Origin of the sequence: Streptomyces sp. NPDC012794 (assembly GCF_042901085.1) — a bacterium.
Taxonomy (GTDB): Bacteria; Actinomycetota; Actinomycetes; order Streptomycetales; family Streptomycetaceae; genus Streptomyces.
The window spans coordinates 336,108-361,655 of sequence record NZ_JBIBCI010000001.1; the positions used below are offsets into that span (position 1 = coordinate 336,108).

Genomic DNA, 25,548 nt, shown 5'->3' on the forward strand with positions numbered 1-25,548 from the left:
GGGCACGGACTGCGGGTAGGTACGGGGCACTCGGCAAGGAGGACCCGATGGACGTTCTGACCATGGGGGTGGAGGAGGAGTTCCACCTCGTCGACCGCGTCAGCAGGGCACCGGTGAACCGGGCCCCGCAGGTGATCCGCGAGCTGGTCCCGGAGCTGGGCGGTCAGGTCCAGGCCGAGTTCTACACGACCCAGGTGGAGGTCTGCACCCTGCCCGCCGTCGAGCGGGAGGACCTGCGCGCGCAGCTGCTGCGGCTGCGGAGCTCGGTCGCCGGGGCCGCGGACGGGGCCGGCTGCCTGGCGGTCGCCTCCGGCAGCCCCGTGATCATGCCGCACGAGCCGCTCACGATCACCGACAACGCCCGCTACCGCCTGATGGCGAGCCGGTTCTCCGGGCTCGTGGGCCCCGAGCGCCTCGTCTGCGGCTGCCACGTCCACGTGGGCTCGCTGGACCGGGGCCGCGCCCTCGCGCTGGCGAACCAGATGCGGCCCTGGCTGCCGGTGCTCCAGTCGATCACCGGCAATTCCCCGTTCGTCTGCGGCCGCGACACCGGCCTCGACAGCTGGCGCTCGGTGGCCTACTCCTCCTGGCCGACCGTGGGACCGCCGCCGCTGCTCGACGAGCGCCAGTACCTCGCGCACGTGGACGGGCTGATCAGCGCGGGGGTGCTGCTCGACCGCAAGATGATCTACTGGCACGCCCGCCCCTCGGAACACGTGCCGACGCTGGAGATCCGCATCTCCGACGTCAACGCCGATCTCGACACCGTGGTCCTGACGGCCGTCCTCGTACGCGGCCTCGCCTCGGTGCTGCTCGAGGAGGCGGACGCGGGCGTACCGCCGCCGGAGCCGCCCGATCGCGTGCTGCGGGTGGCCCACCGCCTGGCCGCGCGGCACGGGATCGACGGACCCGGCGTGGACGTGTGGACCGGCGGTCCGGCGCACGCCGACCTGCTCGTCGACCGGCTGGTGGAACGGGCGGCGCCGGGGCTGGAGAAGGCCGGCGACCTGGGCGCGGTGGAAGCCCTGTGGGCCGCACTGCGCCGGCGCGGCACCGGCGCCCGCCGCCAGCGGGCCGTGTACGCGGCGACGGGCAGCCTGGAGGCGGTGGTCGACAGCCTGAACGCCGCCACGGGCAGCCTCGCCGTCGAGGCGGCCTGAGGCACCCCGGGCCCGGGTACGCGGCCCGGACGCGCGGCCCGGGTACGCGGCCCGGGTACGCCGACGGGGGCGCACCGGCCGGAGTGGGCCGGCACGCCCCCGCCGAGGGAGTGCGGTCAGCGGTCAGGACCGGGCCGCGGGCTCCAGTGCCTCGTCGGCGGTGCCGGCCGCCGCACGCGCCGCGATCTGCGGGTTGCGCGACTTCAGCACGGCCCAGCCGACGGCCAGGCAGACCGCCCAGCCGGCGCCCACGTACAGGGAGACGCGGCTGTCGGGGTCGATCGCGATCATCACGGTGACCAGCAGCAGGAAGGCCACGGCGATCCAGCTGCAGATCGTGCCGCCCGGCGCGGGGAAGGAGGAGGCGGGCAGCTTGCCCGCGACCACCGCGCGGCGGTACAGGATGTGGCTGACCAGGATCATCAGCCAGGTCCAGATGCCGGCCGTGGTGGCCACCGACATGACGTAGCCGAAGGCCTTCTCCGGGACGATGTAGTTCAGCACCACGCCGATGCCCATGAGGGCGGCGGACAGGGTGATGGCCACGGCCGGGGTCTTGGTGGAGCTGAGCTTGCCCAGCAGCTTGGGCGCCTCGGAGTTGGCGGCCAGGTCGCGCAGCATGCGGCCGGTGGAGTACATGCCGGAGTTGCAGGACGACAGGGCCGCGGTGAGCACCACGAAGTTGACGATGGCCGCGCCCGCCGGGATGCCGATCTTGGCGAAGGCCGCTACGAACGGGCTGACGCCCGGCTGGAACTCGGTCCACTTGACGACCATCAGGATCACGCTGAGGGCACCGACGTAGAAGACGATGATGCGCCACGGCAGGGTGTTGATGGCCTTCGGGAGCGTCTTCTCCGGGTTCTCGGACTCGCCCGCGGTGACGCCGACGAGCTCGACGGCCAGGTAGGCGAACATGACGCCTTGGAGGGTCATCAGGCTGGAGCCGACGCCCTTGGGGAAGATGCCGTCGAAGGCCCACAGGTTGGACACCGCGGCGGTGTCACCGGCCGCGCTGAACCCGAAGGTCACGACACCGATGCCGATCACGATCATGCCGATCAGGGCGGTGACCTTGACCATCGAGAACCAGAACTCGATCTCGCCGAAGATCTTCACCGAGATGAGGTTCGCGACGTACAGGACGACCAGGAAGATCAGGGCGGTCACCCACTGGGGCACGCTCGGGAACCAGTAGTGCATGTAGATCGCCGCGGCGGTCAGCTCGGCCATGCCGGTGACCACCCACATGAGCCAGTACGTCCAGCCCGTCACGAACCCGAAGAACGGGCTGAGGAACTCGCGGGCGTACTCCGCGAAGGAGCCGGAGACGGGGCGGTACAGGAGCAGCTCGCCGAGCGCTCGCATGATGAAGAAGACGATGACGCCGGCGAGGGCGTACATGAGGATGAGGCTGGGTCCGGCCTTGGCGATGTTCGCCCCGGCTCCCAGGAAGAGGCCGACGCCGATGGCGCCGCCAATGGCGATCATCTGGACCTGGCGGCTGCCGAGGCCGCGCTCGTAGCCCTCCTCGGGCGTGGTGCCCGGGGTGGCGTTGTCGTCGCCGTGGTGGTGTTCGACCTGCGTCGAGGTCATGCTCTGGTGCGCCTTTCCGCTCCATGCCGATCCGCGCCGTGCTCGGCTGCGGACCGGGTTCCGATCCCCCGGATGCTGATGGAGTTGCATGCCGGCGGTCGGCCGACTTCAGCGCCCCTGCCCGGACGTGGGCGGTCCGGCAGGCGGTCGAGAAGATGTACCACGGTGTCCGGCTCCGCACCGTGGCGAACATCACCGGCAAATCGGCCATTCGCCCGTGACCAGGCCCAAAGACCCTTGCGCGGTGATGTCATCGTTATCCGGATCTGAGCCTCCGCTGAGCGAACGCGCAATGACCTCGAGGCAACACGTGCCACCGTCGTCCGTCCGCCTCACGTACCCTGGTCACCCAGCGTGAGCGAGGAGCCCCCGCGCCGACGGAGCCCCGGGCTCCGGCGCCGGCCTGCCCCCTCGGGGGCAACGCCGAGGGACCCGGGAAGGTCGCCGGGAGTCCGGCGACGCCGCATAGAGCGCCGGGGCCGGGGAAGGCGTAGGGGGCAGCTGACGGAAGGTGATGCCGGATGGTCTCCGGAACGGACGACAAGCGGTTCACCGTCGCGGTGCGCACGGTGGACGACGCCGTACTGCTCACCCTCGGCGGGGAGCTGGACCACGACACGGCGGCCCCGCTGCGCGAGGCCCTGGACGCGGCGGCCGCCCGGGGCGGCCGGCTGCTGGTGGACATGGCGGGCCTGCAGTTCTGCGACTCGACCGGCCTGAACGCCCTCCTGCACGGCCGCCTCGCCGTCCAGGAGGCCGGCGGGAGCCTGGAGCTGGCCGGACTGAGCGGCCCGGTCGCCCGCATGTTCCGCATCACCGGCGCGGACGGGGTCTTCCCGGTCCACGCCGATGTGGACCAGGCGCTGGGATCCGTACGGGGCCGATGAGAGGGGGCGGGAGCCGTGGAGCAGCGTGGCGCGGCCGGACGCAACTGGCTCCTGGTTCTCGAAGGGATGCCGGACCCGGTCCTGCGCAGCCGTGACTTCACCCGGCGGGCGCTGACGGCCTGGCACTGGCTGCCGGCGAAGGGGCAGGCCGCACGGGAGGCGGCGGAGGACGTGGTGCTGCTGGTGTCGGAGGTGGTCGCCAACGCCTGCCTGCACGGCGGCGGACCCGGAGCCCTCGTCCTGGACTGGACGGACGAACGGCTGCGGATCGAGGTCACCGACAGCAGTCCCACGCCGCCCAGGCGACCCGCCGACCGGAAGGGCGGCGACCCGCGGCAGCCGGGCGGGCACGGGCTGATGATCGTCGACCGGCTGGCCCGGAGGTGGGGTTCGCGGCCCGGGGTGATCGGCAAGTGCGTCTGGCTGGAGGTGGCGTGCCCCGCCGCCCTCGGCGGAGGTCCTCCCGCGCCGCGACGGTCCCGCGGCTGGAGCTGACCCCGCCCGTGCGGTGTCACCCGCTGCCGAAGCGCTCGGGCCCGGGGCGGGTGCCGGAGCGGAAGGTGCGGCGGTAGGTGTCCGGGGGGACGCCGACGGTCCGGTGGAAGTGCCGTCGCAGGGTGGTGGAGGTGCCCATGCCGGTGGCGCCGGCGATGGCCTCGATGGTGTCGTCCGTGGTCTCCAGCAGCTCCTGGGCACGGCGGATGCGCTGGGCGTGGAGCCACTTCAGCGGGGTGGTGCCGGTCAGCGAGGTGAAGTGGCGGGCCAGATGGCGCGAACTCATCCGTGCCTGCCGGGCCAGGTCTTCCACGGTGAGCGGCTCGTCCAGGCGCCGGAGGACCCAGGGGAAGAGGCCGGCGAGGGGATGGCTGCCGGGATCGGGAACCGGGGTGGAGATGAACTGGGCCTGCCCGCCGTCGCGATGCGGTGCCACGACCAGCCGACGGGCGATCTTGTTGGCGTTCGCCGAGCCGTGGTCGAGGCGGACGAGGTGGAGGCACAGGTCCATGGCGGCGGCCTTGCCGGCGGAGGTGAGCACGTCGCCGTCGTCGACGTAGAGCACGTCCGGGTCGACCGTGACGCGGGGATGGCGCCGGGCGAGTTCCCCGGTATGCGCCCAGTGCGTGGTGGCGCGCTTGCCGTCCAGCAGGCCCGCGGCGGCCAGCACGAACGCGCCCGTGCACAGGGACACCACGCGTGCGCCCGCCGCGTGGGCCGCGCGCACCGCGTCGAGGAGTGCCGCGGGCGGCTCGACGTCCGTGTCGGCCCAGCCGGGGACGATCACGGTGTCGGCGTGCGGGAGGTGATCGAGTCCGTGGTCCATGTCCACGTGGTAGCGGCCGATCCGCACGGAGCCGGGGCCACAGAGGGAGAAGTCGTACCAGGGGTCCACGAGGTGGGTCAGGTCCGAGCCGAACACCTCGGTCGCCAGGGACATTTCGAAGTGCAGCATGCCGTCGGTGACGGCCAGCGCGACGGTATGCATGTCCGGAAGTGTACGAGGCGTGTCGTTCCGGACGCTCGTGGGCGGGGCTGCCCGACGACAGGATGTCCATGACGGAACACCGCGGAGCAGCCGCGGACCAGCGGACACGGGGAGCGACTCATGGGGTCGGAGCAGCGGGTGGCGGTTTTCGGCGCGTACGGGCACACCGGACGGTTCGTCGTGGCGGAGTTGCTCGGGCGCGGGTACACCCCGGTGCTCAGCGGGCGTGACGCGGACAAGCTGAAGGCGACGGCGCACGAGGCCGGCCTCGACGCCCGCGTGGCGGCGGCCGGTGATCCGGTCTCCCTCGACCGCGCCCTGGCCGGTACGTCCGCCGTGATCAACTGCGCCGGGCCTTTCGCGTCGACGACGGCCCCCGTCATCGAGGCCGCCCTGAGGGCGCGGATTCCGTACCTGGACGTCGCGGCCGAGATCGAGGCCAACCTCGACACCTTCGCGCACTTCTCCGGCCGGGCGCGCGAAGCGGGAGCGCTCGTCGTCCCGGCGATGGCGTTCTTCGGCGGGTTGGGCGACCTGCTGGCCACGGCGGCGATGGGCGACTGGACCGAGGCCGACTCGGCACACGTCGCCTACGGACTGAGCCACTGGCACCCCACAGCCGGCACCCGGCTGTCCGGCGCGGTCTCCCGCGAGCGGCGCGGCGACCACCGCCTGCGCTACACCGGCGGCCGCTGGGAGCGCCGCACCGATGCCCCGCCCGCCCTGGAATGGTCCTTCCCCGAGCCTATGGGACCGCGCCGGGTGATCGGGGAGTTCACCATGGCCGACGTCGTGACCATCCCCAGCCACCTGTCCATCCCGGACGTGACCACGTACATGACCGCCGAGGCGGCCCGCGACGTCGTCTCGCCCGACACGCCCGCGCCGGCCGCCGCCGACGAGAGCGGCCGGTCCGACCAGACCTTCCTCGTCGACGCCGTCGTACGGTCGGGCGGCGCCGAACGGCGCGCCGTCGCGCGCGGGCAGGACATCTACGCCGTCACCGCGCCCCTCGTCGTGGAAGCACTCGACCGCGTCCTCGGCGGCCGCACCCGCGCGGTCGGCGTCGCCTCCGCGGGCCGGATGTTCGACGCCGCCGGCTTCCTGCGCGCACTGTCCCCGCACATCTGGCTGGAAATGTCTCCCCAGGGATCGTCCTGAGCCTCCGGACCGCGCCGGTCCGCGCGCGCGTTCGCCGGACCGCCGGTGCCCGTGCGCCCGTTCGCCGCAAACCCGATCAGACTTGACAAGATCGTTAGAAACGATCTTCATATGGCGACGGAAGCGACATACTGACGGACGTGACCGAAGACACCGTTCTCATCGAGACCGACGGTTGTACGGGGCTGATCACCCTCAACCGTCCCCAGGCCCTCAACGCACTCACCCACTCCATGGTGCTGAGGATCGGCGAAGTCCTGACGGCCTGGGAGCACGACCCGGCCGTCAGCCAGGTCCTCCTGCGCGGGGCCGGCGAGCGCGGCCTGTGCGCGGGCGGGGACATCAGGGCCATCCACGCCGACGCGAAGGCCGGCACCACCGGCTCCCTCGACTTCTGGCGGGACGAATACCGGCTCAACGCCCGCATCGCCCGCTACCCCAAGCCGTACGTGGCCCTCATGGACGGGATCGTGATGGGCGGCGGCGTTGGGCTCTCGGCCCACGGCGGCGTCCGCATCGTCACCGAACGCTCCCGCGTGGCCATGCCCGAGACGGGCATCGGCTTCGTCCCAGACGTCGGCGGCACCTACCTGCTCTCCCGCGCCCCCGGCGAACTCGGCACCCACCTGGCCCTGACCGGCACCGCGATCGGCCCCGGCGACGCCATGCTGTGCGGACTCGCCGACCACTACCTGCCCTCCGACTGGCTGGAGGAGTTCACCCGGGAGCTGACCGCCGCGCCCGTGGCCGAGGTGCTGCCCAAGTTCGGCGGCGCGACCCTCCCCGGGTCCCCGCTCGCCGCCGAGCGGGAGTGGATCGACCGCTGCTACGCCGCCGACACCGTCGAGGAGATCCACTCCCGGCTGCGCGGCTCCGGTCTGTCGGCCGCGCGGGAGGCCTCGGAGCTCCTGCACGCCAAGTCGCCCACCTCCCTCAAGGTCACCCTGGCCGCGCTGCGCCGCGCCCGTGAACTGGACTCGCTGGAGCGCGTGCTGGAGCAGGAGTACCGGGTCTCCGCCGCCGCGCTGTCCACCCCCGACCTGGTGGAGGGCATCCGGGCCCAGGTGATCGACAAGGACCGGTGCCCGCGCTGGTCCCCGGCCGCCCTCTTCCAGGTCCGGCAGGCCTCGGTGGAACGGCACTTCGCCCCGCTCGGCGAGGGCCGCGAGCTGACCTTCCCGGAGCACGGGCCGGCCGGCCGCGGCTGATCCGGGTCACCGGGCGTCCCGGAGCGGCCGCGCGCCGGCCCGTGCCACCCGGCCTCCCGTGTCAGCCCCGGCGGCCCCCCGCCCGCGGGCCCTGGTTTCCGCGTTTCCCGCCCCCGGCGACCGGGCCGGCCGGACCGTCCGGCCGCGGCTCCCGCTTCAGCCCCGCTCGAGCCGGGCCGCAAGACCGTCGAGGACCCGCTGGAGCCCGTAGTCGAAGTTCTCCTCCCGCAGCCGCTCCGGATCCCTGCCGTGCTTGGAGTAGGCGTGGTCCCTCACCACCGGGTGGTCCTCCAGGGCCGCCTCGGCGGCGGGCAGCAGCGATTCCAGCCACTCCGCCTCGCTCTTCCCGCTGCGGGCGAGCAGCGAGAGGTAGGAGGCCTCGCTGGTCGTGGCGCCGATGACGTAGGAGATGACGGCCTTCACCGCGAGGTCCGCCTCGGCCGCCGGGAACCCGGCCGACAGGGCCAGCCTCAGCAGCCGGTCCGACATCCGGATCAGGTTCGGTCCCAGGTACGCCAGTCCGACCTGGCCGAGGACCGAGGCCACCCAGGGGTGGCGCAGCACCATGTCGCGCAGGCTGTGCCCGCACTGCGACAGCGCCTCGCGCCACCCGTCCGGGCCGCCGCCCTCGGGCAGCTCCAGCTCCCCGTACACCTCGTCCACGACCAGCTCGATCAGCTCGTCCTTGTTGGCCACGTGCCGGTACAGCGAGGTGGCGGCCGTGCCCATCTCGGCGCCGAGCCTGCGCATGCTCAGGGCCTCGATGCCCGCCGCGTCCAGGAGCCGCACGGCGGCGGCGACGATCTGCTCCTGGCTGAGCGCGGGCTGTTCCTTCTGGCGTCGCGGCCGGGTCCACACGGAGGGCACGGGCGCGGAGGTCTGCTGCTCTGGAGAGGACATACCCCCCACCCTAACCCCCTCTGCGCACAGTGTACGCACCATGCGTACACCCGTTTCGGCACCTCCGCCCGTGAGGCCCCTCCAGCGGGCCGCACGGCCCCGCGCACCCCGGCCGGGGCGCCCCGGCCCACCGCCCCCGCCCCAGGCCTCCACGAACCCGCCGCAACCTGTGCGCACCCCCTCCGACCTGGGGATACGTGCCCTCATCCGGCTATGATTCCGGCTGGAGAAAGGGGAGCGAGAACCTCGCCTCGTACGCCGACCGGGGGCTCATCCGACCCGGCCGCGCCCTCGACCTGGGCTGCGGCCCCGGACGCAACGCACTCCACCTGGCCTCCCTGGGCTACGAGAGCCATCGCCTGGGGCGAGGAGCGCGCCCGCCAAGCCGGCGCCACCGGCATCCGCTTCCACTGCGGCGACGCCTTCCGGCTCACCACGGCCGAACTGGCCGGCCCGTACGACCTGGTCTACGACTCCGGCTGCTTCCACCACCTGCCGCCCCACCGCCGCATCAGCTACCTGGCCCTCCTGGAACGCGTCCTCGCCCCCGGCGGCCACTTCGCCCTCACCTGCTTCGCCTCCGGCGCCATGGGTTCCGAGGTGCCCGACGCCGACCTCTACCGGCAGGGGGGTCTCGGCGGCGGTCTCGCCTACACGCCCGAGTCCCTGCGCCTGATCTTCTCCGGGCTGGAGGAGACCGAACTGCGCCGGATGCGTGACGAGGACGCCGGTTCCCCGCTCTTCGGCGAGCCCTTCCTCTGGACCGCCCTCTTCCGGAGACCGTCGGCGGCTCAGCGGTAGCCGGTGGTGTCCGCCGGCAGGCCCCGGTCCTGGACCTCGACCAGGTACCGCCAGGCGTCCGGCCGGCTCCCGTCGAGGTCCGTGAACCCGTAGACGCCCGCGAGCTGCCCGCTGGAGAGGGACTGCCCGTTCCAGCGGGACGCCTCCGGGTCGCCCGCCAGCGCCGCCACCGCGCGGCCCACGTAGGAGGGGGTCTCGGAGATCGCGAAGTGCGGGACCTTCTCCAGCGCGTCCCGCCAGTTGTCCTCCGTCACCCCGAAGGTGTCCAGCATGATCTCCGAACGCAGCCAGCCCGGGGTCAGCGCCACCGCCGTCGCCCCGCGCGGACCCAGCTCGTGCCCGAGGGAGAACGCCATCCGCAGCACCGCCGACTTGGCGAGGTCGTAGAAGAAGGAGTTGCGGTAGCGGGTCGCGTTGTACTCGGCCGTACCGTCCGTCATCTCCACCACCAGACCGCCCGGTTCGCGCAGCATCAGCGGCAGCGCGAAGTGACTGGTCACGGCATGGGTGTCGATCGCCAGCCGGAGCAGCCGGAGCCCCCGGTCCAGGTCGTGCTCCCAGACGGGGCTCTCCCACTCGAAGAGGTGCTCCGCGCCCCAGATGTCGTTCACCAGCACGTCGAGACGGCCCTGCTCGGCATGGATCCGCCCCACCAGCGCCTCGACCTGGTCCGGCACCAGATGGTCCGCGACCACCGCGACGCCCCGCCCGCCGGCGGCCGTCACCAGCTCGGCCGTCCCCTCGATCGTCTCCGGACGGCCGTACTCCGAGGGCCGCCCGGCGGTACTGCGCCCCGACACGTAGACCGTCGCCCCCCGCGCCCCCAGCTGGACGGCGATCCCGCGCCCCGCGCCCCGCGTCGCCCCGGCCACCAGGGCCACCCTGCCCTCGAGGTCCCGCTCGTCGTCCCGCACGCCCCGACCCTACGCCCGCCGCCCCGCGCACCGTGGCCGGATCGGCGCTCTTTCCGGCGTGGCGCGGGTACGGCTGGATGGGGTGGGAGCCCCGGCCCCCGAAGCCCGCCCCCGCACGCCCGCCCAGGAAGGCACAGGCCGATGAACGCACCCGCCATGACCGGCTTCGACGAGGTCTACGGACTGCCCGACCCGCGCGGCTACTTCACCCGGCTCCAGCCGTACGCCTACCAGACCCCCGCACACGCCCAGCCGGTGTTCCGCGCCCTGGCCGGCGAGCTCGCACCGGGCCGGCGCACGGTGCTCGACGTCTGCTGCTCGTACGGGATCAACGCGGCGCTCCTCAACCACGACGTGACCCTGGACGAGCTGTACGCGCACTACACCTCACCGTCCGCCGAGCGCCTGACCACCGCCGAACTCATCCTCCGCGACCGGGACTTCTACGCCGGGCGCCGCCGCCCCGACGCCGTACGGGTCATCGGCACCGACATCTCGGGTCCCGCCGTGCGGTACGCCCTGGCGGCCGGGCTGCTCGACGAGGGCTACGCGGAGGACCTGGAGGCCGCCGAGCCGGGGGAGCCGCTGCGCCGCTCCCTCCCCGGCGTCGGCCTGATCACCGTCACGGGCGGGACCACCTTCCTCACCGGGCGCACCTTCGCCCGGCTGCTCACGGCCATCGGCGCCCCCGTCCCGGTGGCGGCCTTCGTCCTGCGCACCCACGACTACCGGGCCGTCACCGCCTGCCTGGAGTCGTACGGGCTGGCCGTCGTGCGCGCCCCGGACACCCGTCCCCAGCGGCGCTTCACCGACCCCCGCGAGCAGGCCCTCGCCGAGGCCGCCGCCACCGCCCTCGGCGAGGACCCCGAAGGGAAGGAGTCGGCGGGACACTTCCACACCCGGCTCCACCTGGCCCGCCCCGCGGGCCGGGCGGGTCTCTGACGACGCGGAACTTTGGTCGCGTCTCATCGAAGCGAAGCTCAGGAAGCCTTCCGGCCGGTGAGGAACACGGCGGCTTCCGCCTCCGTCTCCGCCGGCCCGACGGTGACCGGGCCGGCGTGGGCGCCGCCGGCGACGGGCGTCGTCAGCCGCTCGGGTGACTGGCGAGGAGATGCAGGCCGATCACGCCGCCCATCGAGGCACCCACACGGCCGCCTGCGCGTGCAACGTCTTTTGCCGGGCGCAGCCCCGTCAAGGGCGCACGTCCACCGTGACGGAGTGCCGGCCCGTCGCCCCGTCGGGCAGGGTGCCCCGGCGCTGTTCCGGCTGCACCGCGCCCTGTCCGTCGGTGGCCCGGACCTGAAGGGTGTGCCGCCCGGGCGCCGCCTCCCACGGCCACACCCACTGCCGCCAGGTGTCCACCCCGTCCGCCGCACCGAGCCGGGCCTCCCGCCAGGGCCCGCCGTCGGCCCGTACCTCCACCCGGGCGATTCCCCGGTGCTGCGCCCACGCCACTCCGGCCACCGCCACCGGGCCGGCCGGCAACCGCGAGAAGGCGCGCGGGGTGTCGATGCGGGACTGCGTCTTGACCGGCGCCCGCCGCGCCCAGGAGCGGCGCACCCAGTAGGCGTCGTACGCGTCGAAGGTGGTCAGCCGCAGCTCGCGCAGCCACTTGCAGGCGGAGACGTACCCGTAGAGGCCCGGGACGACCATCCGTACCGGGAAGCCGTGCGCGAAGGGGAGCGGCTCCCCGTTCATCCCGACGGCCAGCAGCGCCTCCCGGCCGTCCATGACCGTCTCGACGGGGGTGCCGATCGTCATCCCGTCCACCGAGCGGGCCACCAGCTGGTCGGCGGGGCCGCCGCGCGACGGCGGCCGCACCCCGGCCTCGCGCAGCAGGTCCGCGAGGCGTACGCCGAGCCAGCGGGCGTTCCCCACGTAGGGGCCGCCGACCTCGTTGGAGACGCAGCACAGCGTGATGTCGTGCTCGGTCAGCGGGCGGGCCAGCAGCTCCGCGAAGGTCAGCGTCAGCGGTGTGGCGACCCCGTCCCCGTGGATGTCGAGCCGCCAGGCGTCCGCGTCCACCCTGGGCACCACCAGGGCGGTGTCCACGCGGTAGAAGTCCCGGGCGGGGGTGATGAACGGCCCCAGGCCCGGCACGCCCAGGTCCGCCCCGGCGGGTACCGGCGCCGCCCGGACGGCCGGGGGCGGCAGGACCAGGTCCGCCCGGGAGGAGGTGGCCCCCGCCGCGCCGTGGGCGCCGAGACGCCGGCCCGCGTATCCCGCCGCCGCCGAGGCGGCCACGGTGGCCGCCAGCAGCCGGCCGAAGGCGCGCCGGTCCAGCGGCCAGGTCCCGCCGGAGCGGCCCGCGCCCGGGCGGGGCCGGCGCAGGGCGGCGGCCAGGACGTACAGCACGGCGGCCGCCACCGCCCCGCCCGCCAGCGAGGGCAGCGCGTCCTGCCAGGCCGCCCCGGGGCGGCTGAGCGCGGCCACCGCCCCCAGCACCCCCACGGACGCGGCGAGCGCGCAGCCCGCGCGGGGACGGCGTACCGCGAGGATCCCGGCCGCGGCGGCCGTCAGGGCCAGCAGGACCAGCGTCCCCAGGGTCAGCACCAGCTTGTCGGAGGTGCCGAAGGCCCGTACGGCCCATTCCCTGACGGCCGCCGGGGTGCGGTCCACCACGGCCCCGCCGACCGCCGTGAGCGGGGCCGCCTCGGGGCGTACGAGCGCGGCGGCCGGCTCCGCCGCCGCCAGTCCGGCGAACGCGGCGGCCAGTCCGGCGAGTGCGGCGGCCGGTCCGCCGACGGCGCCCGCCCGGGCCGACGGGCCGCGCCCCGGCCGATGCCGCGTACGAGTCATCCGGAGCCACCTCCGCCGGGACGGGTCGGCCGTCTCCCCCCGTCCTGTCACGGTAGCGCCGGCGCCGTCACCGGTGCGCGGCCCCGGGCGGCTGTGCCCGCACGGTCTCGCGTCCGCGGCTCCCTGCGGCGGCGCGCGCCTCCGGGGCGGGGCCGGCGGGGCGGCGCTTGCGCAGCTCGACGACACCGTCGGTGATGCCGGCGGCCGGTGCGGGGTTCCGGGTGAGCTCGTGCGCGGTCTCGGACATGTCGGTGCTCTCCTGTCGCCTCGTGGCCCTGGGACGTGGGAGGGGGAGCCCGCCGAATCGTTCCGGCGGCCGCCCCCGGCCCGGGCCAGTGAACCCAGCGCGCCGGCCGGGCGGGGGCGGCCGGGCCCAGGTTCCCCCGGAAGGGTGAGGGGCGGGGCGCGGTGCGGGCGGCCGCCCCCGCCGGAGCGGCGGGAGCGGCCGCAGCCTCAGACCGGCAGGGACCAGGCCTGGTCCACCTGGTGGTCGCCGCAGGCGGTCAGCCGCAGCCGCTCGGCCGGGGCGTCGGGGGTCGCGGGCGCGGCCGGGGCGGTCAGGCACTGCCCGCTGGTCTCCTCGACCAGGGTCCCCTCGCGCCGGTGGCTCCAGCTCTGCCCGGCCTGCCGGCCCGGCGCGCAGTCGGCCAGTTCCACGAGGCCGCCCGCGCGCGCCGTGAGGCACTCTCCGGCCAGCCGCAGCCGTCCGCCGCCGCCCAGGGTCCAGCGCTGGTCGGCCCCGGCGGTGCAGGTCCCCAGGACCACCGCGCCCGCCCCGGCGCTACTGGCCCCGTCCGCGCACTTGGCGCCGAGCCCGTTGATCTGCCCGGTCGGCACCGCCTCGGCACAGCCGCGCGGGGTGAGCCGCCAGACCATCGTGTCGTGCGCGCCGAGCCGTCCGGTGAGGGAGTCCGCCACCCTGGCGCGCCGCCCGCTCCACAGGTCCTCGGCGTCCACCGCGCAGGGTGCGGGCAGTCCGATGTCGGCGAGCGGCACCGAGATGTCCCGGGTGCTGCCGGAGCGGTTGAGCACGGCCACGGCACGGTCGCCGTTCGCCAGCGGCCGGGCCAGCACCTCGAAGGTGGCGTTGGAGGAGACCACGGCGCCCTGCCGGCCCATCGGGTCCTGGTCCAGCTCGATCAGGCGGGTGTTGCCGAGTGCCGCGAGCCCGCCCGGGGTGAGCGCGGACACCTCGGAGGACAGGATGAAGGGGGCCGCCATCATCGCCCACAGCCCGACCTGGCTGCGGCTCTCCGCGTCCGTGAGGCCGGGGGCGCCCGCGATCAGGAAGTCGGGGTCGTTCCAGTTGCCGGGGCCCGCGTACCGGCCCAGCCAGCGGTTGTAGCCGTAGTTGCCGAGCACCGAGCTCCACCGGGAGGTGGCGGGCGCGTTCGGGCCGTACACCTTGATGTCCCGGCCCTCGCGCCACAACTGGCCCGTCTCCCCGACCCAGTCGAGGACCTTGTGCCAGTCGGAGCCGCCCCATTCGCCCTGCTGGAAGTAGGCGGGCGCGGAGGCCGACAGCACCATGGGCCGGCCGCTGTCGCGCAGGGCCCGGGCCACGGAGTTGTAGGCGTCCCGGTAGGCCTGTTCCTTGGTCTTCCCGGGCGGGATCCACAGGTTGCAGCCGTCCATCTTGACGTAGTCCACCTTCCACGACGCGAACTGCCGCGCGTCGCGGGCGTAGTGGTCCGGGCCGCCGCCCTCGGGCGAACCGCTGCCCGGGTAGCGCTCGCAGGTGAGGGAGCCGGCGTCCTCGTAGATGCCGAACTTGAGCCCCTTGGCGTGCAGGTACTCCCCGAGCCAGGCCATGCCGTGCGGGAACTTCCGGGTGTCGACGACCAGGTTCCCCCGCGCGTCGCGCTCCTTCAGCATCCAGCAGTCGTCCACGGTCACCGTGTCGTAGCCCTTCGCGGCGAGGCCGCTGGTGACGAGTGCGTCGGCGTTGGCGACCACGGTGGCCTCGTCGATGTCGCACATGTAGTGCGCCCAGTTGTTCCACCCCATCGGAGGGGTGAGCGCGAGCGGGGTGTCCCAGGTCGCGGTCGGCTCGGCCGCCGCCGGGGCGGGGCCGAGCGCGAGGGCGAGCAGGGCGGCCGCGGTCAGACAGGGGAGCGAGGCGCGCGGGCGAGGCGGCACGGGGCCTCCTTGGCGTGGGGGAGTACCGGCGGACATTCGTGCCCAGTGCAGCGGTGCGACTACCCGCTGTCAACATAAGTCGATGGTTATGGCTTGATGACCAGCAATATGGCCGCAGTCGATGTCACACGTCCGTGGCCGGCGCGCTGGAGCCCGCGGACCGCGACCACCGCCGATACGTCGGCTGATACGGCGGCTGATACGCTGTATCCCATGCCGAGGAGATCAGCCGCCCTGGACCGCGCGACCCCCGGGGCCATCGCCGCCGCCGCCCTGCGCCTCCTCGACGAGGAAGGCCCCGGAGCCCTCAGCTTCCGCGCCCTCGCCGAGCGGCTCGACGTCTCCCACGCCACCGTCCAGCGCCGCTGCACCGACCTCGCCGGCCTGCTCGACCTGTGCACCGAGCACCTCGCCGGGCAGCTGCCCGAGATCCCCGCCGGCACCGACTGGGCCGAGGCCGCCGAGCTGCGCTTCGGCGCCCTCTACCGGCTGCTCACCGCCCACCCCGGACTGCTCGTCCTGCGCGGCGGACGGCCCTGGCTCGGCCGGCAGCTGCTGGCCCGCCTCGTCGAACCCGCCCTCGCCGACAGCGTCGCCGCCGGGATGACCCCGGCCGAGGCCATGACCGTCTACCGGCGGATGTACCTGCTCACCCTGGGCAGCGCCGCCTTCGTCGACCACCGCGACCCGGCCGGGGCCACCGCGGCCTCCCGGGCCGCCCTCGCCGCGCTGGACCCGGCCGCGTTCCCGGTCCTCACGGGCGCGCTGGGCGACGTACTACCCCCGCTGACCGACCACGAGGTGTACTACGGCGCCCTGCGCCAGCTCATCGAGGCAGCCCGGCCCGCCGGCCGGCGGCCCGCGTCCTGAACCGCGAAAGGCGGACCGCCCCACCATGGAACAGCACCTCGACTACGCCGCCGTCCGCTCCGCGGCCGTCCGTACCGCCGGGGCCGTCCGGCCCGCCGCCGTGGTACCCGCCGCCGAAGGCGTCTGGTACGCCCTGGAGTACCTCCAGCACACCGGCTCCTTCAAGGCCCGCGGCGCGCACAACTTCCTCGCCGCGCACCGCGAGGCGGGCGTCCTCCCCTCCGCCGGGGTCACCATCGCCTCCGGCGGCAACGCCGGCCTGGCCTGCGCCTGGGCGGCCCGCGCGCAGGGCGTCCCCGCCACCGTCTTCCTCCCCGCCAATGCCCCGCGCGTCAAGGTCGACCGGCTGCGCGGCTACGGGGCGGACGTACGGCTCGTCGGCGACCGGTACGCCGAAGCGCTCGCCGCCTGCCGGGAGTTCGCCGACCGGAGCGGCGCGCTCAGCAGCCACGCCTACGACCACCCGCTCGTCGCCGCCGGCGCCGGAACCCTGCTCGACGAGGTACGGGCCGCGCTGCCCGGCCTGGACACCGTCGTCGTCGCGGTCGGCGGCGGCGGGCTGTTCGCCGGCGTCGCCACCGCCGCCCGCGAACACGGCGTCCGTGTGGTCGCGGCCGAACCGGAACACTGCCGGGCCCTGAACGCCGCCCTGGAGGCGGGCGGGCCCGTGGACGTCCCCGTGTCCTCCGTGGCGGCCGACTCCCTCGGCGCCACCCGGGTCTCGGCCGACGCCTACGCCGCCGCCCGGCACGGCAACACCCTGTCGGTGCTCGTCCCGGACGAGGCGATCGGCTCCGCCCGCCGGGCCCTGTGGGAGGAACACCGCATCGTGGTCGAGGCCGGGGCCGCCACCGCCCTGGCGGCCCTGCGCACCGCGCCGGAGCCGCTGGGCGAGCGGGTCGCCGTCGTCCTGTGCGGGGCGAACACCGACCCCCGGGACCTCTGAACGCAGCGACGATGGTCGCCCCGCCCCGCGACTTTCGAGTACGGCGCGCCCGCCCCGTCCCTGCGAGGCTCTGACGCGTCGGTGCGCACCGCACCGCCACGTCGAGGGCACGGAGGAACGGGGCCATGGCTCAGCGCAAGGGTTGTCTCATCGGGTGCGGTATCGCCCTGGTGGTGGGGGTGGGGCTCCTCGTGGCGCTCTTCTTCGGGGCGGCCAAGGTCCTCGACATAGCCGACAAGACCCTGCTCGACCCGAAGGTCTACGAGGAGGTGCGCGTCGGCGACGCCGAGGGCGAGGTCCGCGCGAAGCTGCCCTCGGGCGACACCTTCGTCAAGGACGCCCTCAAGGACGGCGGCCCGGCCGAGCCCGCCGGCAGCGTCTGTGCCTGGTACCTCTCCGCCGCCGACGGGCAGACCGAGGACGTGCTCCGCTTCTGCTTCAAGGACGGCAGGCTCGCGGAGAAGGCCCAGTACCGCATGAAGTAGCACCCGCACCGTGCGCGGCCGGACCTCCCCGTCCGCCCTCGACGCCGCCCACGTTCCCCGGCCTCGCCGTCGCCCTCCGCCTCAGCCCGACCGGCCGTCCAGCCGGGCGGCCGAGCGGGAGAGGCCGTCGGCGGCCGTGGCGCACCGCCGGGCCAGTTCCTCGACCCGGGCCCGGAAGGCATCGGCCTGCGGACCCTTCCACTCCAGGACGTCACAGGCACCGCGCAGCCGGTCCGCCCGCTCGCGCAGGGCGGCGGCGTGGCTGCGCAGGCCGTCGGCGGGGTGTCCGCTCACGACCGCTCCTTCCAGGGCGCGAAGGCGTTGGTCACTCCGGCCAGGGCCGGGGCCAGCTCGGGGTGGTGCCGCAGCAGCACGGTGACCATCGTGTTCCGGTCGATCCAGCGCAGCCCCTCGGCCGTGTAGACCTCCGGCCGGTAGTCCGTGGTGAAGAACCGGTCGCTCTTGATCCGGCGGCTGGCCATCAGGACGAAGACCCGGAAGAGGGTGTCGCTGAAGCCGAAGCCCGCCGGCCGCGGCTCGGCCAGGTTCCCGACCAGGGTGTCCACCCGGTCGAGGCGGCCGTCGTAGAGCTCGCGCAGCAGCGGGGTGTCGCCCGGGTGGCCCCCGGTCAGCTCCTCGAAGGAGGTGACGGGCCGCTTGCGCAGCATCTGCCGCTGGGCGTTGTAGCGGGGGATGCCGCGCTCGCGGTCGCGCAGGACGTCCACGGTCCCGAGGTCGAGGTGTTCGCCGGAGAGCCGCTTGAGGTTGCGCAGCGCGTCCGGGTGGTTGTGCAGGACCAGGGCCCCCGGGTTCGAGACGCCGAAGGTGTAGAACAGGTCGCTCATCCCGTAGGCGTCGATCGCGGTGCGCGTGGTCGCGCCCTGCATGTCGTCGAAACCGATGACCTCGCGCCGCTCCCCCCGCCGGTGGTCGCGGACGGTGATCTCGTCGGGGATCAGCGGGTGCAGCCGGTACGCCGACACGAACTCCTCCGTCATGGAGAAGGGCGCGGCGTGGTGGTCGGTGCCGGACCCCAGGGTGCCGCCGAGCGCCTCGCCGCCGATCCGCCCGAAGGTCCTGGTGGCCCAGCGGGGCAGCAGCCCGTACCAGTTGGCGCGCATCGCACGGTGCACCACGGGGTGGTCGAGGATCCCCGGGGTCCACTCCACGGTGTGGATCTTCGCCATGAGGGCGGTGTTGACCAGTCGCGCCGTGTGGAAGATCCGCTCGTCGTCCCAGGTGGGGTGGTGCGAACGGACCAGGTCGCAGATGGAGTTGTGCTCCTTGGCGAAGAGGGTGTGCAGCAGCGACAGACCGGTCCAGTAGTCGCTGTTCATCCCGGTGGCGTCGAGGCAGTCCATCCCGGGCCGCGGATCGGCCGGCAGCCGCCCGCCGGCGACGATCAGGTGCCCGTGCTCCCCGGTGCGCAGGGAACGGCAGCGGGCCTCGTCGGATCCGTACAGCTGCGAGCCGTCCCACCAGTGGCTGACGGTGTTCTCGTACGTCGGCGGGACGTGCGGGGTGGTGTGCGCGACCGGGTCGGGGCGGGTGCGGTGCACCCGCATCGGGCAGCTGCCGCCCCGCTCGGCCCAGTCGTCGTCGGCGGCGAGCGGGACGGTGAAGGGCTCGGCCTCCTCGTTGTCCCCGTGGTTGGCCCAGCCGTGGTTCTGGAACTGGATCCACGCGGCGGCCAGCAGGTTCAGGGTGGGAGCCGGGGTGAAGCCGCGCCGGGCCAGCAGCTGCCGGCTGACCTCGCGGGGACTGGGCGTCATCAGCGCCTCGTCCCCGTCCGGGTACGCCATGTGCAGCGGCGTGTTGCGGTCCAGGCGGGTGCCGGCCCGGCCCATGTCCTCGTCGTACGGGTCGTAGCCCGAGCCGTCGTACGAGCGGTACGGCGCGAGGTCCTTGGTGGGCCGCCGGTCGCGCTCACCGCCCGCCCCGAAGGTGTCGTGCAGGTTGTGCCGGCGCAGGTCGCCGCGGATCACGGACAGGTTCAGCAGCCCGAGCGGGCCCGGCAGTTCGTACCACTCGCGGGTGCGGTTGATCCGGGCGAAGGCCGCCGACTCCAGCCGCTCCAGCAGGCCGGGCGGGCCGTACGGCTGCGGCGGCGCGGGCGGCGGCTGGTGCCGGCGGGAGGTCTGCGACGGCAGCTCCGGCGCGGCCGGCGCCGTATCCGTCGGGGGTGTGCGGGGGTCGGTGTCGGTCATACGGCGTCCTCAGCGGTCGTGGAGGGTGAAGAGGTGCGTGCCGGTGACCCGGCCGCGGAAGGCGGCGAGCTCGGAGTCGACGTGCGTGCGCGCGTGCGGGACGTCGTGTTCGAGGTTGTGCGCGTACCGTTCGGCGGCATGGCACAGCGGGAAGGCGTGGGTGTCGTCGGTCCAGGTGAACTCCGTGAACTGCTTGGGCAGTTCGTACGGAGAAACCGAGGAGCGGCCCTCCAGGCTCGGCACGATGTCGTGCTCGTTGACGAGGGACACCACCCGGGTGCGGGGATCGGCGGCCCGCTTCTGGTCGATGGGCGACCCGATCGCCACCACGTGCGTCACCGTGTACAGCGCGTTGAAGTCGCGGCTCGCCGCCAGGTTCATCGCGGTGATCCCGCCCTGGCTGTGGCCGACCAGCGCGACCTGCGAACCGGAGGGGACGAGTCGGCGCAGGGCCCTGACCACCGCGCGGGTGTAGGTGGTGTCGAGGGCGCCCACGGCGTCGATGGCGCCCAGCAGGTCCTGCGGACTCTCCTGGTTGAAGCTCGGGCCCATTCCGGGGAGCTGGACGACGAACCGGCGCTCGCCGTCCGGCCCGGAGACCTGCTGGACGAGGAGCATGCCGCGGGAGCCGATCCGGCCGATGTTGCGCACGTAGCCGACGATGGTGCCCGAGGTGTCGATGCTGCCCAGCAGCGCGGCCGAGGGGGTGTGCGGTTCGGCGCGGCCGCGGCCCCGGTTGAGGAACGTCCACACCGAGTTGCCGACCCCGAGGAGGTAGTCGGAGGTCAGCGGCCGGCCGGTGGCGATCTGCCAGCCGGCGGTGTCGTTGAAGGGGTTCTCGTCGGTGAGCGCGTTCCAGGCCATGATGTCGGTGAAGGACGGCGCCAGCAGGGCCAGGGCGTACTCCGCGCCCTTCTCGGTCAGCAGCCCCCTGAAGAGGCGTACCGCCTCGGCCTGGCGGTCCTCGTCGATGGCGCGCAGCAGCCGCGAGGTGGTGGGGTTGTCGAGCAGCTCGGGGTGGCGCACGGCGGCCGCCCGGATCCGCGCCTTGAGCCCGGCGACGGCCAGGCTGACGGCCAGGCTCTCGCGGCTGGTGAGCACCCCGGCCAGCCAGAGCGCCCCGGCGAGCGGGCCGCCGCCCTGCGGGGCCCAGCCCAGGCCCTCCGGGTCCATCAGGGTCCGCAGCAGGCCGCGCTGGGCGGCGCGGGCCCGGCGAGGACCGGCCGCCGCCAGCGGCAGCCGGGAGCCGAGGGCGATCCGGGAGGCGTAGCGCGCGGCGTCGCGTACGGCGTCGGCCGCTTCGGCCAGTTCGCGGCAGACGTGGTGCAGGGAGGCGATGTCCGGCTGGGTGACGGACGCGTCGGCTTCGGTCATGTCGGGCTCCTCCTACAGCCGGCCGAGGCGGAGCCGGATGCCCGCCGTGTCGAGGATCCCCGGCAGCGGACGCCCCGGGTCGAGCACCGGGCGGGCCCCGGTGAGGCGGTGGCCGCGCAGCACCTCGGCACAGACCAGGGAGGTGAGCAGCAGGGCGACGTACTCGCCCGGGCAGCGGGCGCCGCCGTGGCTGAACGGCGCGACCCGGGTGTCCCGGTGGACGTCCGGAGCCAGCCACCGGCCCGGCGCGAACAGGTTCCCGCCGTCGACCTGCTCCGGGTCGCGCTGGTGGAACCCCATCGGCACCAGGACGTTGGTGCCGGCCGGGTAGCGCACCCCGCGCCATTCGGTCTCCGTACGGGTCACCCGTACGAGATCGGGCACGATCGGGTAAAGCCGCACCGACTCCTCCAGGCAGGCCCGCAGGCGCGGCAGCCCGGGGACGCGGTCGGCCGCCTCGGCGTGGGCCGCGTCCTGCTCGGCCGGGTGGTGCGCGAGCAGCAGCAGGGTCCGGGCGACGACGGGCGCGGAAAGGTCGATGCCCAGCAGCCAGTGGTGGGTCTGGCCCAGCGGGTCGGTGCCCTCCGGGTAGGGTTCGGCCAGGGCGCGGGCGGCGAGGGTGTGCGCGGGCGCGTCGGCGGCGTACCGGGTGATCCGGGCCTCGATCTTGGAGTAGAGCGCCTTGGCGGCCTCCGGCTTGCTGCGGCCCATCCAGTTGGCATGGCCGCGCAGGGTGGCGAGCCAGTCGGACAGCTCCTGGTCGTCGGAGGCCTGGTCGCCGAGGACCACCCGCCGGGAGATGCGGGTCAGCGTCTTCCACAGCAGCGGGAAGTCGACGACGGAGCGGGAGGTGAGCCGCCGGCACTCCTCCTCGACGACGGTCCGGAACTCCGCGCAGGAGGGGTGCACCGGCTGGTCCGCGGCGAGCGCGTGGTCGTTGACCCGGCGGCGGTCCTCGCGCACCCGGCCGTGCGAGCAGATCACCCCGGTGGGTTCGAAGACGGACAGGCTGGCGTACTTGTCGTCCGCGTCCATGGCGAGGTCCGAGACGGGCTGTTCGAAGAACCGCCGGATGTCGGCCTGGTCGAACAGGACCAGCATCTCGCCGGAGAGCGCGCGCACCATCACGGGCGCGCCCCGGTGCCGGGCCCGCATCGCCCGCAGTGTGGCGTTCGACCAGGCCGGCTGGTTGACGCGGGAGTACAGCGCCATGACCGGGAAGCGCGGGCTGGCGACTCCGCGCACGAAGACGGGCAGGGTGTGGGTGGCGACGAAGCGGACGGTCTCCGCCAGGCCGGCCCGGACGGGGGGCAGCGCCGGCGCCTCGCCGCGCGCGCTGTCCGGGGCGTCGATGGACTGCGTCATACCGTGACCACCTTGCCGGGGTTGAGCAGGTTCTTCGGGTCGAAGAGCCGCTTGAGGCCGCGCTGGAGCTCCAGGGAGACCGGGCCCAGCTCGCGCTCCAGCCAGTCCCGCTTCAGCGTGCCGATGCCGTGTTCGCCGGTCGTGGTGCCGCCCAGTTCGAGGCCGGCGGCCATGATGGCGTCATACGCCTCCTGGGCGCGGCGGAGCTCGTCCGCGTCGGACTCGTCGAAGACGACCGTGGGGTGCAGGTTGCCGTCCCCGGCGTGACCGAGGGTGAAGATCTTCAGCCGGTACCGCTCTGCGATCTCCTCGATCCGGCCGATCAGCCCGGGCAGGGCCGTCCGCGGGACCGCTACGTCCTCGATGAAGGCGGTGAGGCCTCCGCCCCGGGCGGCCATGTACGCGGCGAGGGCCGGACTGACCAGCCGGCGCGCCTCGATGATCTCGTACGCCTCCTCGCTGGTGGCGGAGCCCGCGATGTGCTCGGCGCCGGCCTCCTTGCAGAGGATCTCCATGGCGGACAGGTCCGAGGAGGGGTCGGCGGTGTCGCTTTCGACGATCAGGGTGGCGGCGCTGCCGGGGCGCAGCAGCGGGTGGGTGCCGAGGTCCACGATCGCCTGCGTCGTGGCCCGGTCGAGGAGTTCGAGCGCGGAGGGGGTGTGGCCGGCCGCGGTGATCGCGGCGACGGCGTTCCCGGCGGCGGTCAGGCTGGGGAACTGGGCCAGCAGCGACAGCGCCGGCGGGCGGGCGGGCCGCAGGGCGAGGGTGGCGCCGACGACCACCGCCAGGGTGCCCTCCGAGCCGACGATCAGCCGTGTCAGGTCGTATCCGGCGACGCCCTTGGCGGTGTCCCGGCCGGTGCGCAGGCGCCGCCCGTCGGGCAGGACGAGGTCCAGCCCGAGGACGTAGTCGGCGGTGACCCCGTACTTCACGCAGCAGATGCCGCCCGCGCCGGTGGCGATGTTCCCGCCGATGGTGCAGCGGTCCCGGGAGGCCGGGTCCGGCGGGTACGTCAGCCCGTGCTCGGCCACGGCCTCCGCGAGGCGCCGGGTGGTGACCCCGGGCTCGCAGCGCACGAGGCGGTTGGCGGGGTCGACGGACAGGATCCGGTCCATCGCGGCGGTGGACAGCACCACGCAGCCGTCGACGGCGTTGGCGGCGCCGGCCAGGCCCGTGCGGGCGCCCTGGGGGACGACGGGGACGTCCAGTGCGTACGCGGTGCGCAGGACGTGCTCGACCTGCTCGGCCGTGCGCGGGACGGCGATCACGGCGGGGGTGCCGCACTTGGAGAAGGGGGCGGAGTCCCGGGAGTGCGCGGCGAGTTCCGCCGGGCCGGTGAGCAGGGCTTCCGGGGGGAGCGCGGAGCGGAGCCTGTCGAGCAGCGGGGAGGTGGTGTCGCTGGTGGGGGGCATGCGGACCTTCCGGGGCGGTGTGGTGCGGCGGAACGGGGCGCAGGGGTGGGGGAGGGCTACATGGTGGGGAGCTCGGTGGTGACCGGTACGTCGATGAGCACCGGGCCGTCCTGCTGGAGGGCCGACTCTCGGACGAGCTTGGTCAGTTCGCCGAAGCCGGTCGCCCGGTGGGCGCGGACCCCGTAGCCGGTGGCGACGGCGGTGATGTCCAGGCCCGGGATGTCGAGTCCGGGGGCGCCCTGGGCCTGTTCCACCTGGGCGAACCACTGGAGGATCGCGTAGCGCTGGTTGCTGAGGACGACGAAGGTGACCGGCACCTTGTACGCGGCGGCGGTCCACAGCGCCTGCACGGCGTAGTGGGTGGAGCCGTCGCCGATCACGCAGACCACGGGCCGGCCGGGCGCGCCGAGCTGGGCGCCCACGGCCGCGGCGAGGCCGAAGCCGAGGCCGCCGCCCGCCGTGAAGAGGAAGGAGCCGGGGGTGTCGATGCGCGTGGCGTCGTGGAACTGGCCCAGGTTGGACGGGGACTCGTTCACCCAGAGGGTGTTCGCGGGTGCTCCCTGGGCGATGGCCGTCATCGCGGCGAGCGGGGTGAGCACCCCGTCGGCCTCCTCCAGGGACTCGGCCCGCTCGATCCTCGCCGCCGGGGCCGAGGCCTGCCGGACGGGCAGCTCGGCGAGCAGGGCCCGTACGGTCAGGGCGAGGTCGGCGACCAGCGCGTCCCCGACGGGGGCGCGGGCGGCTTCGTCCGCGTCCCGGGTCAGCTGCACCAGCTCCGCCCCCTCGGGCAGGTAGGTGCCGGGGACGTAGGGGTAGTAGCAGAACACCGGGGCGCCGATCACCAGGACCAGGTCGTGGCCCTCCAGGCAGCGGGACAGCGGCGCGATGGCCGGGGGGAGCGTCCCCCGGTACTGCGGGTGGGACTTGGGGAAGGCGACGCGGCCCTCGGTGGGCGCCGACCAGACGGGCAGGCCGGTGCGCTCGGCCAGTTCCACGACGGCGTCCCAGGCCCCGGAGGCGTCCACGTCGTTGCCGGTGACGAGGACGGCGCTGCGGGCGCCGGCCAGGCGGGCGGCCAGCTGCCGGACCGCCTCGGCGGAGGGGGCGGCGGCGTGCGTCACGGTGCGGGCCGCGGTCCGCCGGGCGGCCCGGTCGTCGGCCTCGTCCAGGACCACGTCGAAGTCGTCCATCGGCAGGGAGAGGAACACCGGGCCCTGCGGCGGGGTTTCGGCGACCTGCACGGCGCGGGCCAGCGCGGGTGCGACGTCCGCCGCGCGCGGGGGCTCGTACGCCCACTTCACGGCGGGCTGTGGCAGCAGGGTGGCCTGCGGGTTGGTGAGCAGGGCCTCCATCGTGAGCATGGCGCGGACCTGCTGGCCGGCGGTGACCACCATGGGGGTGCGGTTGGCGCGGGCGTTCAGGATCGCGCCCATGGCGTTGCCCGTGCCCGGGCCGGTGTGCAGGTTGACCAGGCCGGTGGTGCCGGAGGCGAGGGCGAAACCGTCGGCCATGCCGACGACCACGGCCTCCTGGAGCCCCAGTACGTAGCGGAAGTCGTCCGGGAACTGCTTGAGCATGGGCAGTTCGGTCGATCCGGGATTGCCGAAGACCGTGGTCATCCCACGGGTTCGGAGGACGTCGAGGACCGACTCTCGGACCGTGCGCATGGGCGTTCCTTCGCGGAGCGGGCGGAAGCATTGGGTGATCAATCCATCACATTGCGTTGATCAAGGCAAAATCCATGATCCGTTCGGGTCGGACGCCGAAGAAGGCCCGGCAGCCGCCCGCCACGCGTGTTAGGGGGTGTCCGGACGGAGCCGCCCCGGGGCCGGCCGGAGCGA

Annotated in this window: 22 protein-coding genes and 1 pseudogene; 10 read left to right on the forward strand and 13 right to left on the reverse strand. The window is 74.2% G+C overall.

Annotated elements, in window-relative coordinates; all coding sequences use genetic code 11:
- Positions 1-47: 47 nt before the first annotated feature.
- Positions 48-1,160 carry a glutamate--cysteine ligase gene (locus ACFY7H_RS01590; RefSeq protein ID WP_388931475.1) on the forward strand — a complete coding sequence of 371 codons (1,113 nt, stop codon included), beginning with the start codon at positions 48-50 and terminating at the stop codon, positions 1,158-1,160.
- 123 nt (positions 1,161-1,283) lie between these two features.
- Here ACFY7H_RS01590 and ACFY7H_RS01595 read toward each other — a convergent pair whose 3' ends face one another.
- Complete coding sequence (locus tag ACFY7H_RS01595; RefSeq protein ID WP_388931478.1) at positions 1,284-2,756, reverse strand: amino acid permease; 1,473 nt, start codon at positions 2,754-2,756, stop codon at positions 1,284-1,286.
- 521 nt (positions 2,757-3,277) lie between these two features.
- Here ACFY7H_RS01595 and ACFY7H_RS01600 point away from each other — a divergent pair.
- Positions 3,278-3,643 carry an STAS domain-containing protein gene (locus ACFY7H_RS01600; protein WP_388931480.1) on the forward strand — a complete coding sequence of 122 codons (366 nt, stop codon included), beginning with the start codon at positions 3,278-3,280 and terminating at the stop codon, positions 3,641-3,643.
- Between the two features lie 15 nt (positions 3,644-3,658).
- The gene (locus ACFY7H_RS01605) at positions 3,659-4,138 is read left to right on the forward strand and encodes an ATP-binding protein (RefSeq protein WP_388931483.1); all 480 of its coding nucleotides are present in this window, start codon (positions 3,659-3,661) and stop codon (positions 4,136-4,138) included.
- Positions 4,139-4,154: 16 nt separating this feature from the next.
- On the opposite strand, the gene ACFY7H_RS01610 is transcribed toward ACFY7H_RS01605, so the two are convergent.
- On the reverse strand, positions 4,155-5,126 hold the full coding sequence (locus ACFY7H_RS01610; protein WP_388931485.1) for a helix-turn-helix domain-containing protein: 972 nt from the start codon (positions 5,124-5,126) through the stop codon (positions 4,155-4,157).
- A 120-nt stretch (positions 5,127-5,246) separates the two neighbouring features.
- On the opposite strand from ACFY7H_RS01610, the gene ACFY7H_RS01615 reads away from it, so the two are divergent.
- Positions 5,247-6,287 carry a saccharopine dehydrogenase family protein gene (locus ACFY7H_RS01615; RefSeq protein ID WP_388931487.1) on the forward strand — a complete coding sequence of 347 codons (1,041 nt, stop codon included), beginning with the start codon at positions 5,247-5,249 and terminating at the stop codon, positions 6,285-6,287.
- A gap of 131 nt (positions 6,288-6,418) precedes the next feature.
- Entirely contained in the window at positions 6,419-7,495 is a 1,077-nt protein-coding gene (locus ACFY7H_RS01620) for an enoyl-CoA hydratase/isomerase family protein (RefSeq protein WP_388932239.1), read from the forward strand.
- Positions 7,496-7,651: 156 nt separating this feature from the next.
- Here the strand turns inward: ACFY7H_RS01620 and ACFY7H_RS01625 are convergent, their stop codons facing one another.
- Positions 7,652-8,395 (reverse strand): TetR/AcrR family transcriptional regulator, encoded by a 744-nt coding sequence (locus tag ACFY7H_RS01625; protein ID WP_388931489.1) that lies wholly within the window; start codon positions 8,393-8,395, stop codon positions 7,652-7,654.
- 230 nt (positions 8,396-8,625) lie between these two features.
- On the opposite strand from ACFY7H_RS01625, the pseudogene ACFY7H_RS01630 reads away from it, so the two are divergent.
- Positions 8,626-9,196: pseudogene (locus ACFY7H_RS01630) on the forward strand (class I SAM-dependent methyltransferase); the annotation flags it as partial.
- Here ACFY7H_RS01630 and ACFY7H_RS01635 read toward each other — a convergent pair.
- Positions 9,187-10,110 carry an SDR family oxidoreductase gene (locus ACFY7H_RS01635; RefSeq protein ID WP_388931492.1) on the reverse strand — a complete coding sequence of 308 codons (924 nt, stop codon included), beginning with the start codon at positions 10,108-10,110 and terminating at the stop codon, positions 9,187-9,189. The pseudogene ACFY7H_RS01630 and the gene ACFY7H_RS01635 overlap by 10 nt on opposite strands.
- A gap of 141 nt (positions 10,111-10,251) precedes the next feature.
- On the opposite strand from ACFY7H_RS01635, the gene ACFY7H_RS01640 reads away from it, so the two are divergent.
- On the forward strand, positions 10,252-11,052 hold the full coding sequence (locus ACFY7H_RS01640; protein WP_388931494.1) for a hypothetical protein: 801 nt from the start codon (positions 10,252-10,254) through the stop codon (positions 11,050-11,052).
- Between the two features lie 249 nt (positions 11,053-11,301).
- On the opposite strand, the gene ACFY7H_RS01645 is transcribed toward ACFY7H_RS01640, so the two are convergent.
- The 3 genes from ACFY7H_RS01645 to ACFY7H_RS01655 form a co-directional block, all read right to left on the reverse strand.
- Positions 11,302-12,909, reverse strand: coding sequence for a molybdopterin-dependent oxidoreductase (locus tag ACFY7H_RS01645; RefSeq protein ID WP_388931496.1), 1,608 nt, complete (start codon positions 12,907-12,909; stop codon positions 11,302-11,304).
- Between the two features lie 67 nt (positions 12,910-12,976).
- Positions 12,977-13,156: a hypothetical protein gene (locus ACFY7H_RS01650; RefSeq protein WP_388931498.1), complete on the reverse strand. Its 180-nt coding sequence runs from the start codon at positions 13,154-13,156 to the stop codon at positions 12,977-12,979.
- A gap of 206 nt (positions 13,157-13,362) precedes the next feature.
- Positions 13,363-15,048 (reverse strand): ricin-type beta-trefoil lectin domain protein, encoded by a 1,686-nt coding sequence (locus tag ACFY7H_RS01655; protein ID WP_388931501.1) that lies wholly within the window; start codon positions 15,046-15,048, stop codon positions 13,363-13,365.
- A gap of 213 nt (positions 15,049-15,261) precedes the next feature.
- Between ACFY7H_RS01655 and ACFY7H_RS01660 the strand changes: the two genes are divergently transcribed.
- The 3 genes from ACFY7H_RS01660 (at position 15,262) to ACFY7H_RS01670 (ending at position 17,349) form a co-directional block, all read left to right on the forward strand.
- Complete coding sequence (locus tag ACFY7H_RS01660) at positions 15,262-15,918, forward strand: TetR family transcriptional regulator (protein ID WP_388931504.1); 657 nt, start codon at positions 15,262-15,264, stop codon at positions 15,916-15,918.
- Positions 15,919-15,943: 25 nt separating this feature from the next.
- Positions 15,944-16,864 (forward strand): serine/threonine dehydratase, encoded by a 921-nt coding sequence (locus ACFY7H_RS01665; protein ID WP_388931506.1) that lies wholly within the window; start codon positions 15,944-15,946, stop codon positions 16,862-16,864.
- Positions 16,865-16,989: 125 nt separating this feature from the next.
- On the forward strand, positions 16,990-17,349 hold the full coding sequence (locus tag ACFY7H_RS01670) for a hypothetical protein (RefSeq protein WP_388931508.1): 360 nt from the start codon (positions 16,990-16,992) through the stop codon (positions 17,347-17,349).
- Between the two features lie 81 nt (positions 17,350-17,430).
- Here ACFY7H_RS01670 and ACFY7H_RS01675 read toward each other — a convergent pair whose 3' ends face one another.
- The 6 genes from ACFY7H_RS01675 to mdlC are packed head-to-tail and all read right to left on the reverse strand — an operon-like array spanning position 17,431 to position 25,374.
- Positions 17,431-17,643, reverse strand: a complete 213-nt coding sequence (locus tag ACFY7H_RS01675) for a hypothetical protein (RefSeq protein ID WP_388931511.1) — start codon at positions 17,641-17,643, stop codon at positions 17,431-17,433.
- Entirely contained in the window at positions 17,640-19,556 is a 1,917-nt protein-coding gene (locus tag ACFY7H_RS01680) for a peroxidase family protein (protein WP_388931513.1), read from the reverse strand. The genes ACFY7H_RS01675 and ACFY7H_RS01680 overlap by 4 nt, the downstream gene beginning before the upstream one ends.
- Before the next feature lie 9 nt (positions 19,557-19,565).
- Positions 19,566-20,930, reverse strand: a complete 1,365-nt coding sequence (locus ACFY7H_RS01685; protein WP_388931515.1) for an alpha/beta fold hydrolase — start codon at positions 20,928-20,930, stop codon at positions 19,566-19,568.
- 12 nt (positions 20,931-20,942) lie between these two features.
- Complete coding sequence (locus ACFY7H_RS01690) at positions 20,943-22,295, reverse strand: cytochrome P450 (protein WP_388931519.1); 1,353 nt, start codon at positions 22,293-22,295, stop codon at positions 20,943-20,945.
- The gene (locus tag ACFY7H_RS01695) at positions 22,292-23,707 is read right to left on the reverse strand and encodes an FAD-binding oxidoreductase (protein ID WP_388931522.1); all 1,416 of its coding nucleotides are present in this window, start codon (positions 23,705-23,707) and stop codon (positions 22,292-22,294) included. Before ACFY7H_RS01695 ends, ACFY7H_RS01690 begins: the two co-directional genes overlap by 4 nt.
- Before the next feature lie 56 nt (positions 23,708-23,763).
- Positions 23,764-25,374, reverse strand: a complete 1,611-nt coding sequence (gene mdlC, locus ACFY7H_RS01700) for a benzoylformate decarboxylase (protein ID WP_388931524.1) — start codon at positions 25,372-25,374, stop codon at positions 23,764-23,766.
- Positions 25,375-25,548 lie beyond the last annotated feature (174 nt).

Bases quoted from the DNA above. Each gene is read 5' to 3' on its own strand.
- ACFY7H_RS01625 (WP_388931489.1), bottom strand. From the start codon at position 8,395: ATGTCCTCTCCAGAGCAGCAGACCTCCGCGCCCGTGCCCTCCGTGTGG.
- ACFY7H_RS01600 (WP_388931480.1), top strand. From the start codon at position 3,278: ATGGTCTCCGGAACGGACGACAAGCGGTTCACCGTCGCGGTGCGCACG.
- ACFY7H_RS01590 (WP_388931475.1), top strand. From the start codon at position 48: ATGGACGTTCTGACCATGGGGGTGGAGGAGGAGTTCCACCTCGTCGAC.
- ACFY7H_RS01595 (WP_388931478.1), bottom strand. From the start codon at position 2,756: ATGACCTCGACGCAGGTCGAACACCACCACGGCGACGACAACGCCACC.
- mdlC (WP_388931524.1), bottom strand. From the start codon at position 25,374: ATGCGCACGGTCCGAGAGTCGGTCCTCGACGTCCTCCGAACCCGTGGG.
- ACFY7H_RS01650 (WP_388931498.1), bottom strand. From the start codon at position 13,156: ATGTCCGAGACCGCGCACGAGCTCACCCGGAACCCCGCACCGGCCGCC.
- ACFY7H_RS01685 (WP_388931515.1), bottom strand. From the start codon at position 20,930: ATGACCGAAGCCGACGCGTCCGTCACCCAGCCGGACATCGCCTCCCTG.
- ACFY7H_RS01645 (WP_388931496.1), bottom strand. From the start codon at position 12,909: ATGACTCGTACGCGGCATCGGCCGGGGCGCGGCCCGTCGGCCCGGGCG.
- ACFY7H_RS01690 (WP_388931519.1), bottom strand. From the start codon at position 22,295: ATGACGCAGTCCATCGACGCCCCGGACAGCGCGCGCGGCGAGGCGCCG.
- ACFY7H_RS01660 (WP_388931504.1), top strand. From the start codon at position 15,262: ATGCCGAGGAGATCAGCCGCCCTGGACCGCGCGACCCCCGGGGCCATC.
- ACFY7H_RS01695 (WP_388931522.1), bottom strand. From the start codon at position 23,707: ATGCCCCCCACCAGCGACACCACCTCCCCGCTGCTCGACAGGCTCCGC.
- ACFY7H_RS01680 (WP_388931513.1), bottom strand. From the start codon at position 19,556: ATGACCGACACCGACCCCCGCACACCCCCGACGGATACGGCGCCGGCC.
- ACFY7H_RS01670 (WP_388931508.1), top strand. From the start codon at position 16,990: ATGGCTCAGCGCAAGGGTTGTCTCATCGGGTGCGGTATCGCCCTGGTG.
- ACFY7H_RS01640 (WP_388931494.1), top strand. From the start codon at position 10,252: ATGAACGCACCCGCCATGACCGGCTTCGACGAGGTCTACGGACTGCCC.
- ACFY7H_RS01615 (WP_388931487.1), top strand. From the start codon at position 5,247: ATGGGGTCGGAGCAGCGGGTGGCGGTTTTCGGCGCGTACGGGCACACC.
- ACFY7H_RS01610 (WP_388931485.1), bottom strand. From the start codon at position 5,126: ATGCATACCGTCGCGCTGGCCGTCACCGACGGCATGCTGCACTTCGAA.
- ACFY7H_RS01665 (WP_388931506.1), top strand. From the start codon at position 15,944: ATGGAACAGCACCTCGACTACGCCGCCGTCCGCTCCGCGGCCGTCCGT.